Origin of the sequence: Lysinibacillus sp. HST-98, assembly GCF_016757845.1 — a bacterium.
Classification (GTDB): Bacteria; Bacillota; Bacilli; order Bacillales_A; family Planococcaceae; genus Lysinibacillus; species Lysinibacillus capsici.
In genome coordinates this window covers 16441-30560 of record NZ_JAENHX010000004.1, presented here as the reverse complement: position 1 = coordinate 30560, position 14120 = coordinate 16441, and the positions used below count along the sequence as shown (strand labels likewise).

Here is a 14120-nt window from a genome sequence, read left to right as displayed (position 1 = left end):
CAAAAAAGCATGCCAGGAGCCATCCTAGCATGCTTTTTATTAGCCTTCAAAGCTTTTATTTGTGAAGAAAATCGCAATAGTCCCAGGTCCGACATGTGAGCCGATCGCGGAGCCTATCATGGTAATTTGCACAGCTTGAGGTGAAAAACGCTCCTGGATAGAGGCTTTTGCTTCATTCGCAAAGGCAGCGTCGTCACTATGGCTAATACCTACGATTTTATTTGTAAAGCTGCCACCACGCTCCTGCATTAAATCTAACATCCGATTAAGTGCTTTTTTTCGACCGCGCGACTTTTCAATCGGTACAAGTTTGCCATCTTCTACATTTAAAATAGGCTTAATACTAAGAAGGCTGCCTAAAAATGCACTAGCTTTTGATACACGACCACCTTTTGCAAGGTAATCTAAGTCTTCTACTGTAAATAAATGCTCGACCTGAGGTGCAAGGGTATTTATTTTAGAGGCCATATCTTCTAGGGATACTCCTATATTTCGCAGTCGAACAGCTTCTTCCACAACAAGGCCATGTCCTAGTGATGCGCATTTAGAGTCGATAATGACTAGTTTTAAGGAAGGATACTGCTCAAGTACCTGATTGCGAATCATTTGAGCAGTACTATATGTGCCTGATAATTCTGATGAAAAAGCGATATAAATACCTTCTTCATCATTTTTGGCTAACTCCTCAAAATGCTTCAAAAAGAGCTCAGGTGACACTTGTGATGTTTTTGGCTGAGCACCTTGGCGTATTGCATCATAGATCTCTTTGGAATCAATTGAAATCACATCTTCATATTCTTTGTTGTTCAATTGCACTCGTAAAGGGAGTAGCACGACATCATTTTCTTCATAGTAAGATTTTGGTAGATCACATCCACTATCCGTAAAAATCTTCATTCTCTTATCCCCCTAATTTCAACTTACTTTTAAAGCTTTTTAACTTTCTTCAGTAGATACTCACTATAAATGGAAGGGGTACCACTGAATAAAGTTAAACTGGTAAAAATGGAATGTTAACTTGAACTTACTACTTAACTATGATAATTTCAAGCGTTCAATGAGTATTTTTGCAATTCCATCATCATTATTCGTTGCAGTTACTTCATTAGCTATGTTTTTAAGACTTGAGATACCGTTCCCCATCGCTACACCAAGTCCAGCATATTCAATCATTTCTAAATCATTGTCTTCATCGCCAAACGCGATGATGCGCTCACGTGGGATACCTAAATCTTTTGCCACATGCGCTATGCCAACAGCTTTATTTAAGCCTCGACGCACAATTTCAATAATATGAAGAGGTGCGCCCCAGCGACGATGCTCGATGACTTCAGCATGCACTGCCTGTAAATGATCACGTATAATAACCGAATTGGCTTCATTTGCCTGAATCAGCAAACTTGTGGGATTTTCCAAGAGATGTGTGTATAAATCGCCAAGTGTAATTCTTGGATTACCCATATTAAAAATATTTAAAATACGATCGTCTTCTGTGTGGACATAAATATCATCTTTTACCTCAGCGATAATATTTTCGTATTCATAACTGTTAATAGAATCAACAACATCATGTACGACACTTAAATCAATTGGTGTGTGCATATGTTGCCAAGAGACATTTTTAGGATGATGCACATATGCGCCATTAAAATTAACAATGGGTGTAGTGAGCCCAAGTTCATGATAATAAAGATCGCTTGCACGGTATGGACGTCCCGTCGCAATCATCACTTGATGCCCTTGTTCCTTAGCCTGCAATAATGTTTTTTTTGTTTTTGCAGAAATTTGTTGTTGATCTGTTAATAAAGTTCCATCTAAGTCTAATACGATTAAATGCGGTTTCATAGCTCGTTGCCCCTTTCCTATAGTTTGAATAGTATCTCTTTGTCTTACATTCGTCAAAATTTTGTCACAGTGAAAAAAGTTTGCTAACATAAAGATGAGAGAATAGTTGGGAGTGACAATAATGTTTGTAGAAAAAGAAGTGTGGGGAAATATTCCTTTATTACATATACATACAGACAAGATGAATGAAGAAACCCCGGTAGTCATTTTTTTGCATGGCTTTATGAGTGCAAAAGAACATAACTTACACTATGCATACCAATTGGTGCATAAAGGGGTGCGTGTCCTATTGCCAGATGCAAAATTTCATGGTGAGCGTAGCGAAGGCCTAACGGAAATGCAAATGAATTTAAATTTTTGGGACATTGTTTTAAATTCTATTCATGAAGTACAACAATTATATGATGAATTAAAGAATAAAAATTTATTAGCTAGTCATAAAATTGGCATAGGAGGCACTTCAATGGGTGGCATCGTGACATCAGGCTGTATGAAACTTTATGATTGGATACAAACAGCTGCAATATGCATGGGTGCACCTGGTTTTATAAAATTGGGTGAATACCAATTGCAACAATTTGCTAGAAGCGGAGTTAACTGGCCGATGTCAGAGGAAGACGTTGAAAAAATTAATGAAGCCCTTGCTAAATATGATGTCAGTTTCACACCAGAAAAATTCGCGGGTCGCCCTGTATTCTTTTGGCATGGAGAATTAGATAAAACAGTTCCTTTTCACGAAACATATAAATTTTATGAATCATTACGGGAATACTATGAAGCAAACCCTGAATATTTAAAGTTCATGGTGAACAAAAGGGCTGGACATGCTGTACCACGAGACGGTATGCTAGCAGCTACAGCATGGCTTGCACAGCATTTGGCATAACAGGATGCATCTGCTATGATAAGGTTAACACTATGATGGAAGGAGAAATACGAATGGATCAGGATATGAAAGATAGCATGTTAGGTGCTTTAGAAAACGTAATTGACCCTGAGCTTGGCATTGATATCGTCAACTTAGGTTTAGTATATGATGTGGAATTAGATGATGAAGGTGTTGCAACTGTTACGATGACACTAACATCTATGGGTTGTCCACTTGGTCCAGTCATTGTGGATCAAGTGAATACGGCGTTAGGGGAACTTCCTGAAGTGAAAAGTACAAATGTTAATATTGTATGGAATCCACCTTGGTCGAAAGATAAAATGTCACGCTATGCAAAAATGGCATTGGGCGTACGTTAAGTTAAAATTATTTAAAACCCTGCTTATTGAAAAATAAGCAGGGTTTTTGCTTGTAACGAAACTAATCAATACGGCATATTTGTAATGGACAATTTTCACAGGCAATTTCATTTTTTAAAAATTGTAAATCATGAATGGTAATAAATCCTTTATCAAAAGTGATAATCTCATGTTTTTTTAAATCATTCAGCATACGATTAATCATTTCCCGACTTGTCGCACACAAATTTGCAATTTCTGTATTTGTTAGCTGAAAATCAATAAAAATCGCGTCATTTTCTACAGGTTTACCATACGTATTGGACAGTCGAATGAGCGTTGAAAATAGAGCACCTTTTTTACCGTTTAACACTAAATCGCGCAAACGACTCTGATGCTTTAAGTTTTCTGTTTGTAGCCACTTCATGTATTCCACCATAACAGTCGGCTGCTCTTCTAGTAAATGTTCCAAAGATTTACGACTCAAAACATACAACGTAGAGGGTTCTAAAACTTTGGCAGTCATCGAATTATAGACAAGATTACAAAATAACGAACCTTCTCCTATTATGTTGTCAGGGCCACAAATGCGAATGGTTAATTCCTTTCCCGTCTCGGATTCTTGGCTAATCGAAATAACACCTGATTGGATGTAATAAATTTCTTTTGCCCGTTCACCCTCTAGAAAAATTTTATTTCCTTTATTCACTTTGATAAAAACACCGTGGTTTTGAAAAAGATCTTTAATTTTTTCAAACATATTATCCATTAAAACCATATCTCCAACACATCGCTTTCTTTTTGTAATAAATGGCGATTATTACAAAAGGATAGTGGATTTCGATACTAAAACACAGAAACATATCATTATTATAACGTAAACTTCCATAATAAGTGAAAAATTTTTAGGGCGATTTCTTTGCTAAGCATTGTCGAGTGATGTAAAATAAAGTTAGTCAAAAAAGGTCAAACTTTTTTCATATAAACAAGAGTGGGTATATAAATAATGAGAAATATGAAAATAAAGGAGTGCTAGCTATGCAATTTCAACAAACAGACAATAAAAAACCATTAGAACAATTTGGCCGCAATTTAATTGAAGAAGTAAAAAATGGCAAGATGGACCCTGTGATTGGGCGTGATGAAGAAATTCGAAATGTAATTCGTATTTTAACACGTAAAACGAAAAATAATCCTGTATTAATCGGTGAACCAGGAGTTGGTAAAACGGCGATTGTGGAAGGTTTAGCACAGCGTATTGTAAAAGGTGATGTACCAGAAGGCTTGAAAGAATGCGTATTATATGAATTAGATATGAGTGCGTTAATCGCTGGTGCAAGTTATCGTGGACAATTTGAAGAACGCTTAAAAGGTGTGCTAAAAGAAGTAAAAGAATCAGAAGGACAAATCATTCTATTTATTGATGAAATTCATACGATCGTAGGTGCAGGGAAAACAGATGGCGCTATGGATGCAGGAAATATGCTAAAACCTATGCTAGCACGTGGTGAATTACACTGTATTGGTGCTACTACATTAGACGAATATCGTATGTACATTGAAAAGGATCCTGCCTTAGAACGTCGATTCCAGCAAGTACTAGTGCGTGAGCCATCTATAGAGGATACAGTATCCATTTTACGTGGTTTAAAAGAACGCTTTGAATTACATCACGCCGTACGTATTCATGACAGAGCAATTGTTGCGGCAGCAGAACTATCCAACCGCTATATTACAGAACGATTTTTACCTGATAAGGCCATTGATTTAATTGATGAGGCTTGTGCAATGATTCGTACAGAAATTGATTCAATGCCACAGGAACTAGACGCAGTCACACGTCGTATTATGCAGCTTGAAATTGAGGAACAGGCATTGCGTAAGGAAAAGGACGAGGCAAGTAAAAAACGTTTGGAGCAATTACGTGAAGAATTAACAAAGTTAAAAGAATCCTCTGAGGGCATGCGTCAACAATGGGAGGCCGAAAAAGAAAAGCTACACGATATTCAGAAAAAACGTGAAACATTGGATAAATATCGTCGTGATCTAGATGAGGCAGAAAGTAAATATGATTTAAATAAAGCTGCTGAATTACGTCATGGTAAAATTCCGACACTTGAAAAAGACATTCAGGTCCTTGAAAAGGAATTAGAGAACGGTGCAGAATCTCGTATCTTACGTGAAGAGGTAACAGCAGATGAAATCGCAGCAATTGTTTCACGTTGGACAGGAATCCCTGTAACAAAATTAGTAGAGGGTGAGCGTGAAAAACTATTACGTTTAAAGGATACATTACATGAACGTGTAGTTGGACAAGATACAGCAGTTCAATTAGTGACAGAAGCGGTATGGCGTGCACGTGCAGGTATCAAAGATCCACACCGACCTATTGGTAGCTTTTTATTTTTAGGTCCAACTGGTGTAGGTAAAACAGAACTTGCCAAGGCACTTGCTGCACAGTTATTTGATTCAGAAGATCACTTTATTCGGATTGATATGAGTGAATACATGGAGAAACATAGTGTGTCTCGACTTGTTGGGGCTCCTCCAGGCTATGTGGGCTATGAGGAAGGTGGACAACTAACGGAAGCAGTTCGCCGAAATCCTTATTCGGTGGTGCTACTAGATGAGATTGAAAAAGCTCATCCTGATGTGGCGAACATTCTATTGCAAATTTTAGATGATGGGCGCATTACAGATAGTCAGGGACGAATAGTGAATTTTACAAACACAGTAGTCATTTTAACTTCGAATATCGGCTCTAGTTATTTAATGGAGGCAAAGGAAAATGATGCCGCTGTGGAGGACTTAGTCATGTCAGCCCTACGACAACATTTTAAACCTGAGCTATTAAACAGAATGGATGACATCATCTTCTTCCATGCATTATCTACTAAACATTTTACTGCGATTGCCTGGAAGTATGTGGAGCAATTAATTAAACGTGTCGCAGAGCAAGAAATTACTTTATCTGTCGAGCAAGAAGTTATTGATTGGGTAGTAGAGCAAGGTGCAGATGCCCAATTTGGAGCAAGACCACTAAAACGCTTTGTACAGCGACATATCGAAACAGCCGTTGCTAGAGAACTCTTACGCGGAGAAGTTTTACCAGGGGAGACGTTGCATGTGAAAATGCATGAGGGTCAATGTGTTGTGGAAAAATAACAGAAAAAACCTGTTCGGCATGAAGCTGAACAGGTTTTTTCTAGCTGAATTAATGATGGTCTGCAGCTTCTGGTGTAGGGTCGTTTGGAATGATTGCTCCAATAATAAAGATAAGGATGGAGAATACAACAGAAACGATTGCCCCAGTTTTGAAATCAAATGGTACACCAAGTACGGAGCTGACTACGTAGTTTAACATAGAAACTAGTAGGAATGACCATATGAACGTTACGATATATTGCATTAATTTCACCTCAACCGAACTTTTTTCATCATAAGGTTTTACTCATATTCATTATCATATCATAACATAAATCAAAAAAAAATGAACCATTTATGTGAAACATGGCGATTTTGTCACAACAAATATGAGATTTAGTATTTTATGTTTGGTAATGTAAAGTATTTAGGAACAGCTGTGAAATAGGGGAATGCGCTCCTAAGCGAATGAAAAGTGCTCCAAAAGGGAAGAACACCGCTCATACATGATGCAAGGTGCTTTGAAAAATAATGAACAAACTCAACAATGTACGATAGATAAAGCTCTAAACAGAATAACCTCAATCCATAAAATTCTTCACTTCTATATTCAAAGAACACTACCCTCAGCCGCATAAATTTTAAATCATCTTGCGTCATTCCTTTTATATGCGTTATAATTATGACCAGTTACTAATAATTGATAGTAAGAAAGCTGAGGGGTTGCTATATGAACGCTGGTATTATAGGAATAGGCAAATATGTTCCTGAGAAGGTCGTTACAAATTTTGATTTGGAAAAAATCATGGATACTTCTGATGAATGGATTCGTACTCGAACAGGCATTGAAGAACGTCATTTTGCGGCAGATGATCAGGAAACTTCAGATTTGGCAGTAGCTGCTGCAAAAGAAGCTATTGCAAATGCGGGTATTACGCCTGAGGAAATTGGTTTAATTCTTGTAGCAACTGTCACACAGGATCAAACTTTTCCAAGTGTAGCTTGTATGATTCAGGAACAAATCGGAGCAGTAAATGCTGCAGCAATGGATCAAGCAGCAGCATGTGCAGGATTTATATATAGTTTAGTGACAGCAAAGCACTTTGTTGAGGCAAATGCTTATAAATATGTCTTAGTAGTAGGTGTTGAAAAGCTGTCGAAAGTCGTTGATTGGGAAGATCGCAATACAGCTGTATTATTTGGCGATGGTGCCAGTGCAGCTATCATTGGGCAAGTCTCTGAAGGTAGAGGTATTCTATCCTTTGAACTTGGTGCAGATGGTACAGGTGGAAAGAATCTTTATTTAACGAAGCAAGATACAATTGCGATGAATGGTCGTGAAGTGTTTAAATTTGCTGTTCGACAAATGGGTGAATCGGCTGTTAATGTATTAGAGAAAGCTGGTTTAACAAAAGAAGATGTTGATTTCCTAGTGCCACATCAGGCAAATATACGTATTATGGAATCTGCACGTGAGCGGTTAGAGCTACCACCAGAAAAAATGTCAAAAACGATTCATAAATATGGAAATACTTCAGCAGCATCTATTGGTATTTCCTTGGTAGATGAGCTCGAAGCAGGTAAGATTAAAGAGGATGATTTATTAGTCCTTGTAGGTTTTGGTGGCGGCTTAACATGGGGTGCCGTAGCCATGAGATGGGGAAAATAAGTAGGAAAAATGCTTGAGGGGAGTAAGACAATGAGTAAAAGACGAGTAGTAATTACAGGAATTGGCGCAGTTACACCACTAGGAAATAGCATCGAAGAAACATGGGCAAACATTAAAGCTGGTAAATCTGGCATTGGTGAGCTGACACGTTTAAATAAAGATCTTTTTGCCGCAAAAATCGCCGCAGAAGTAAAGGACTTTGATATTGAAAAATACATTGATCGTAAAGAAGCACGTAAAATGGATCGCTTCACACAATACGCATTAGCGGCTTCTATTATGGCAATGGAAGATGCACAGCTAACAATTGATGAAGAGCTAGCTCCACGTGCAGGTGTATGGATTGGTTCTGGTATCGGTGGAATGGAAACATATGAACAACAATTTTTAACATTCCAAGAGCGTGGCGCAAGACGTGTTAGTCCTTTCTTTATCCCAATGATGATTCCTGATATGGCATCGGGCCAAGTCTCTATTCACTTTGGTGCAAAGGGGATTAATTCTTGTTCTGTAACGGCATGTGCTTCAGGCACAAACTCTATTGGTGATGCCTTTAAAGTAATTGAGCGTGGGGATGCGGATGTTATGATTTCTGGTGGTGCTGAATCACCAATCGTAACAATGGCGGTTGCAGGTTTTTGTGCCAATACAGCACTATCATTAAATCAAGATCCACAAGCAGCATGTCGCCCATTCGATAAAAACCGTGATGGCTTTATTATCGGAGAAGGAGCGGGTATTGTCATTTTAGAAGAATATGAACATGCAAAAGCTCGTGGTGCCAAAATCTATGCTGAAGTCTTAGGTTATGGTGCAACAGGGGATGCGCATCACATTACAGCTCCAGCTCCAGAGGGTGAAGGTGCAGCACGTGCGATGACGCAAGCGTTAATAGATGGTGGCGTAGAGCCATCACAAGTTGATTATATTAATGCCCATGGTACAAGTACGCCATATAACGATTTATTCGAAACACAAGCTGTGAAAACTGCTTTTGGTGATCATGCCTATAACCTTGCAATGAGCTCAACAAAATCTATGACGGGTCACTTATTAGGAGCAGCAGGTGGTGTGGAAGCTATTTTCACAGCATTAGCCCTTAAAGAAGGGATTTTACCACCTACAATCAATTTAAAAGATCCTGATCCTGAATGTGATTTAGATTATGTTCCAAACGAAGCAAGAGAAGCAAATATTCAATATGCAATGAGTAATTCTCTTGGTTTTGGTGGTCATAATGCAAGTCTCCTATTCAAAAAATATGAAGCATAATAGATAAACATAAAAAAACGTCAGCCAAATTTAAATGGCTGACGTCTTTTTTTATAGTTTTGTGAATAAATGATAAGTAAGAAGAAATAGAAAGGATGCCATTACTATGTTTCGTCTCTTTTTATTTTTAGTAAGTTATGGCTTAATGATCCTCTCTTTAGGGAATCTCATATTGTATTTAAATTACCGCACACTAGGTTATTCATGGAAGGTTGTTTTCAAATTTATTTTTCAAACAACAGAATTTTATATGGCGGTAGGAGCCTGTATCATCATCTGCGCAGTTGTGCTTGATTTGGGCTTTGATCGATCCTCAGACAAGCCGTAAGTTTAGCGACGTGCGCGCCCAAGACCCATAGCATCTTCCATACGTTTTAATGTAGCACTAGCAATCGCATTCGCCTTTTCAGCACCTTCATCTAGAATGACATCTAACTCTGATGATTCTACAAGATGATAGAATTTTTCTTGAATCGGTATTAAGTGTTCAATTACTGCTGTTGCTACACCCTGCTTGAATCCACCATAACCAATTCCCTCATATTTTTTGACTAAATCTTCAACGGCTACCCCTGAAATAGCTGATTCGATTGTCAATAAATTTGAAACACCTGGTTTATTTTCCACATCAAATGCAACGATGCCGTCAGAGTCAGTTACAGCTGATTTAATTTTTTTCTCAATGTCTTTCGCAGTATCTAATAAGCGGATTGTCGCTTTCGTATTTGGATCTGATTTACTCATTTTCTTTGTTGGCTCTTGTAAGGATTTAATGCGTGCGCCTGCTTTAGGTAATTGAATTTCTGGAATTGTTAAAACATCGCCAAAGCGTTTGTTAAAGCGTTCTGCAAGATCACGAGTTAGCTCAATATGCTGCTTCTGATCATCACCGACAGGGACTATATTTGTGTTATAAAGTAGAATGTCCGCGGCCATTAGCGGTGGATATGTTAAAAGAGCAGCAGATACGCTTTCCTTACCATGTGATTTATCTTTAAATTGTGTCATACGTTCTAGCTCACCGATAGACGCAACACATTGTAACATCCATCCTGCCTGAGCATGCGCTGGCACCTCTGATTGAATAAATAAGGTCGATTTTTTAGGGTCAATGCCAGTAGCAATATAGGTAGCAGCAAGCTTTCGAATACTTTCTCGTAATTCTTTCGGATCTTGTGCAACAGTGATGGCATGTTGATCAACGATACAATAAATAGCGTTTCCTTCATCTTGTAGTGCCGGGAACTGCTTGAATGCTCCTAAATAGTTCCCTAATGTTACGATACCTGTAGGCTGTACGCCAGAAAAAATAGTTGTCATTAAAAATTCCTCCTCGAAATCAATTTCTGTAACTTGTGTCACAGCGTTGTTTTCACCTTTCCATTTGGCGATGAAGACAAAAAAACATCATGCGTCCTCATTAGATTTTTTCTAATGAAGGGACGAATGATGTTTGAATCCGCGGTACCACCCAGCTTGCCTAAAAAGGCCACTCAGCTTCGTAACGTGAAGGGACGAGCTTTGCTAATAGCTTCAAGTAGCGTTCACAAAGCTAACTCGGAAGTCCATTCCAAATGCATCCACGATCTGTTTACAGCAACCACAGACTCTCTATACGTGAATTAGCATATGTACTACTCTTCGTCAGCGTTTTTCTCAATTTAAATTGTTCAAATTGATTTGATTGCAAAGAATTATATTATAAAGATTCCTTTGTGTAAAGTCAGACTTTTGACGGTGTTTTTTTTCTAGAAAAAATTATATGCTTTTTTTGTTATGTAATTTTGTTATAAATTTATAATTTTTTATTAAAAAATTGTTTAGATGTACACGTGGGATTGACAATTTTCTCGATTATTTTTCTTAAATGAGAACAACTGAGCTATCTGTTTAGATGTTTAAAATGCTTTAAAAATGGGAATGGTAGTAGTAGCACATAAGTTTGAAGAAAATACACCATATTTGAAAGCTGTATAAATAGACAGAATATTTATGGATAGGTTCAGATTTTTTTTATTGGAACTATATTCAAATACAGCGGAGTACTGTATAATGGTACTGTGTATTTTACATTACATTAATTCTAATTTAACACATTGGTTCTGGTTTATAGATAATGATTTTGAAATGAAAGGATGTGTCAGAATGATCGTAACCCTATTTACATCACCAAGTTGTACCTCTTGTCGTAAAGCGAAAGCGTGGTTAGAGGAGCACGAAATTCCATATACAGAACGTAATATATTTTCTGAACCGCTTAGCATAAGTGAAATAAAAAAAATTTTACGTATGACAGAAGACGGAACTGATGAAATTATTTCCACTCGTTCTAAAATATTCCAAAAATTAAATGTGGACGTTGAAAGCTTACCATTACAACGTTTATATGAGTTAATTCAGGAATATCCGGGCTTACTACGTAGACCAATCATTTTAGATGAAAAACGTCTGCAGGTTGGCTACAATGAAGATGAAATTCGTCGTTTTTTACCTCGAAAAGTTCGAGCATATCAGTTACAAGAAGCGCAACGAATGGTGAATTAAACCTTTCTATTCTGAATAATATATGTAATAGATGTTACAGATGTGGAATACATGTTGTGACATCTTTTTTTATGTTTTACTTCTGTAAAACCTTCTATATGAAGTATAATAATTAATAGGGAAAAGTCATATATTTCCGTAAAAGTATGTTAAACTTGATTTAAGTTAAATAGTTTACTACAATTTCAATAATTCAAATATCTTCTGTGAAACGGTGTATATCCTTTTCATTTTATGACAGAACAGCATACAATAGAGTTAGAGATAACTGTGAACACAAAAATTCATGTTTGCGGTTACTCGATGGTTTTACTGTAGTGTGGTCAAAGGTTGAAAAACAAATGCAGTATGAAGGTTAAAAACAAAGAATAAAAGCATACTAATGAAACAAACTGTTTTTCGACATATGACAGTGAAGGGAGATGAGGTCTAGTGGACATCGAACGTGTAAATGAAAATACACTCAAGCTCTTTATTACGTACAATGATATAGAGGATCGCGGCTATAGTCGTGAAGAAATTTGGTACAATCGAGCAAAGGGTGAACAACTTTTTTGGGATATGATTGATGAAGTAAACACGGAGGATTATTTTGATGTAGAGGGTCCGATTTGGATTCATATCAATGCATCTGAAGTAGGCTTAGAAATCATTGTCACACGTGCACATATTTTAAAAGACGGTGAAACATTAGATGGTCATTCGAATTTTGATGAACACAAAGATATGTTTGCACCATTCGATGAAGTTGGAGAGGATCTTCTTAGCCAACTAACTCAATTTGGTGACATGGATGAGTCAGAATTATTTATGGATACAGACATTTATGTTTATAAATTTAAAGATATTGATGAGTTAATCCCTGTCGCAAAACGAATGACAGACGAATTAGTGGATTCCTCATTATTCAAATATGAAAATTGGTACTATCTAGTTGTTGATTTCGGAAACGCAGATGAGGATTTAAATCGTCATGATAGAAATGCAGTTATCAAGGAATTTTTAACACCATCCAATTTTACAATTCATCGTCTAGAGGAGTACGGTGAAAAAATTATGGAATTCAATTGCTTTGAAACAGTTCGAAAATACTTTGCATAGGCAATGAAACACTAATTATTTTAGACTGTAGTGAAACTCGTAAATGAATCGAGTTTCGCTACAGTCCTTTTTTATGTTTTCAACATCGCAGAGTTCTAAATAAGAGCGCATTTTTAAAATTTCAAGAAAAAACTGCTTTATTTTTGTTTGTGAAAATCCATTCTATTATAGTTGACTAAAAAGGAGCTGATACTATGCTGATTGCCTATAACAATCAACAGCAACTATTTCTCCCTTATCAATATACGAGGAAAGCTTTACAGCGATATAGGCAGCACATGAAATTTTATTGTCCTCAATGTTTAGAACAAGTTCAATTGAAAATAGGTAACTATAATATTCCCCACTTTGCTCACTTCACAAAAAATCAATGTTCACAGCTATTCGCAGAAGGTGAATCTAAATTACATTTACAAGGTAAAGTGCAATTATATGAGTGGCTCCAAAAGCATGGACATCAGGTGGAACTAGAACCATATTTAAAGGAGCTTTCTCAGCGCCCAGATTTGCTTGTTACACGCGATAAGGAGCAGTTTGCAGTTGAATTTCAATGTAGTACAATCTCTCATGAAAAATGGCACCAACGAACAATGGGCTATGAAAGAAACGATATACAAGCAATTTGGCTTTTTCAAACTCCCCAAAGTAAAGAAGCCGTCAATGGCATCAGAAAAATTAGAATCTCTCCATTGCTGCAAAAAGCGTTTATAACGACAACGGATTTACCATATTTACTGACGTACAACGCGGTGACAGCCCAGTTTGTTTATTGGACGAATCTTCTTCATGTTCACGGGCATACTTTCATAGGTAAAGTACAGAAAATTTCGATCAATCAACAATATTTCCCGTTTTATAGACCTCAACGTATTACCCAAGAAGAATTTCAACGCTATTGGCAGCTCTATAAACAGGCTTGTAGGCAATTTGCGTATAGTCGTCTTATACATAGCAAGAAGGGGGCACAAGATCCATTTTTACGTAATTGCTATGAATTAAATCTGTCTCTTACTGCTCTGCCACCATACATTGGAATTCCAGTGAAAGAAGGCGCAGCTATCCCTTTGTTTACGAGCGAATGGCAAATACTGCTGTTTTATTTTAGTAAACAATTAGGACGTCTTCCATTTGAATTAACAAAAGGGCAGATGGAAAACTTTTTATGCAAGTATCAGCTAGAAGTAACCGAACAAGCACTAAGAGCTATTCAAAATTATGGGTATCTTCTTAAGCGTATGCAACATGAGGATGGTTTACTAGATAATTGTGAGCAAGTCTATGTACATTTATTTGCAATTGCCACAATATACTGAGAAAA

The 14120-nt window shown here is 37.1% G+C and carries 14 protein-coding genes and 1 other annotated feature; of the genes, 9 read left to right on the top strand and 5 right to left on the bottom strand.

Going from position 1 to position 14120, the window contains the following annotated elements; all coding sequences use genetic code 11:
• Positions 1–39: 39 nt before the first annotated feature.
• Both JIN86_RS11130 and JIN86_RS11125 read right to left on the bottom strand, forming a co-directional pair.
• Positions 40–897: a DegV family protein gene (locus JIN86_RS11130; RefSeq protein ID WP_004227482.1), complete on the bottom strand. Its 858-nt coding sequence runs from the start codon at positions 895–897 to the stop codon at positions 40–42.
• A gap of 138 nt (positions 898–1035) precedes the next feature.
• The gene (locus JIN86_RS11125) at positions 1036–1845 is read right to left on the bottom strand and encodes a Cof-type HAD-IIB family hydrolase (RefSeq protein ID WP_004227480.1); all 810 of its coding nucleotides are present in this window, start codon (positions 1843–1845) and stop codon (positions 1036–1038) included.
• Positions 1846–1966: 121 nt separating this feature from the next.
• Between JIN86_RS11125 and JIN86_RS11120 the strand changes: the two genes are divergently transcribed.
• Positions 1967–2731: a prolyl oligopeptidase family serine peptidase gene (locus JIN86_RS11120; RefSeq protein WP_004227479.1), complete on the top strand. Its 765-nt coding sequence runs from the start codon at positions 1967–1969 to the stop codon at positions 2729–2731.
• 53 nt (positions 2732–2784) lie between these two features.
• Positions 2785–3093: a metal-sulfur cluster assembly factor gene (locus JIN86_RS11115; protein ID WP_004227477.1), complete on the top strand. Its 309-nt coding sequence runs from the start codon at positions 2785–2787 to the stop codon at positions 3091–3093.
• A gap of 61 nt (positions 3094–3154) precedes the next feature.
• Here the strand turns inward: JIN86_RS11115 and JIN86_RS11110 are convergent, their stop codons facing one another.
• On the bottom strand, positions 3155–3841 hold the full coding sequence (locus JIN86_RS11110; protein WP_004227475.1) for a Crp/Fnr family transcriptional regulator: 687 nt from the start codon (positions 3839–3841) through the stop codon (positions 3155–3157).
• 269 nt (positions 3842–4110) lie between these two features.
• Between JIN86_RS11110 and JIN86_RS11105 the strand changes: the two genes are divergently transcribed.
• Positions 4111–6237 carry an ATP-dependent Clp protease ATP-binding subunit gene (locus JIN86_RS11105; RefSeq protein ID WP_004227472.1) on the top strand — a complete coding sequence of 709 codons (2127 nt, stop codon included), beginning with the start codon at positions 4111–4113 and terminating at the stop codon, positions 6235–6237.
• Between the two features lie 49 nt (positions 6238–6286).
• On the opposite strand, the gene JIN86_RS11100 is transcribed toward JIN86_RS11105, so the two are convergent.
• Entirely contained in the window at positions 6287–6481 is a 195-nt protein-coding gene (locus tag JIN86_RS11100; RefSeq protein WP_004227469.1) for a YjzD family protein, read from the bottom strand.
• 465 nt (positions 6482–6946) lie between these two features.
• Here JIN86_RS11100 and JIN86_RS11095 point away from each other — a divergent pair, with 465 nt between their 5' ends.
• From JIN86_RS11095 to JIN86_RS11085, 3 genes are all read left to right on the top strand, one after another.
• A complete protein-coding gene (locus JIN86_RS11095) occupies positions 6947–7885 on the top strand; it encodes a beta-ketoacyl-ACP synthase III (protein ID WP_048392032.1) in 939 nt (312 codons plus the stop codon).
• 30 nt (positions 7886–7915) lie between these two features.
• On the top strand, positions 7916–9157 hold the full coding sequence (gene fabF, locus JIN86_RS11090; RefSeq protein ID WP_202341946.1) for a beta-ketoacyl-ACP synthase II: 1242 nt from the start codon (positions 7916–7918) through the stop codon (positions 9155–9157).
• Between the two features lie 106 nt (positions 9158–9263).
• A complete protein-coding gene (locus JIN86_RS11085) occupies positions 9264–9485 on the top strand; it encodes a YuzI family membrane protein (protein WP_004227464.1) in 222 nt (73 codons plus the stop codon).
• 2 nt (positions 9486–9487) lie between these two features.
• Here the strand turns inward: JIN86_RS11085 and trpS are convergent, their stop codons facing one another.
• Complete coding sequence (gene trpS, locus JIN86_RS11080) at positions 9488–10477, bottom strand: tryptophan--tRNA ligase (protein ID WP_004227460.1); 990 nt, start codon at positions 10475–10477, stop codon at positions 9488–9490.
• Between the two features lie 115 nt (positions 10478–10592).
• Positions 10593–10814, bottom strand: a binding site (T-box leader).
• 491 nt (positions 10815–11305) lie between these two features.
• Here trpS and spxA point away from each other — a divergent pair.
• The 3 genes from spxA (at position 11306) to JIN86_RS11065 (ending at position 14115) form a co-directional block, all read left to right on the top strand.
• On the top strand, positions 11306–11701 hold the full coding sequence (gene spxA, locus JIN86_RS11075) for a transcriptional regulator SpxA (protein ID WP_025116803.1): 396 nt from the start codon (positions 11306–11308) through the stop codon (positions 11699–11701).
• A gap of 432 nt (positions 11702–12133) precedes the next feature.
• Positions 12134–12802 carry an adaptor protein MecA gene (gene mecA / locus JIN86_RS11070; RefSeq protein ID WP_004227456.1) on the top strand — a complete coding sequence of 223 codons (669 nt, stop codon included), beginning with the start codon at positions 12134–12136 and terminating at the stop codon, positions 12800–12802.
• 194 nt (positions 12803–12996) lie between these two features.
• Positions 12997–14115, top strand: a complete 1119-nt coding sequence (locus JIN86_RS11065; protein ID WP_202341945.1) for a competence protein CoiA — start codon at positions 12997–12999, stop codon at positions 14113–14115.
• Positions 14116–14120 lie beyond the last annotated feature (5 nt).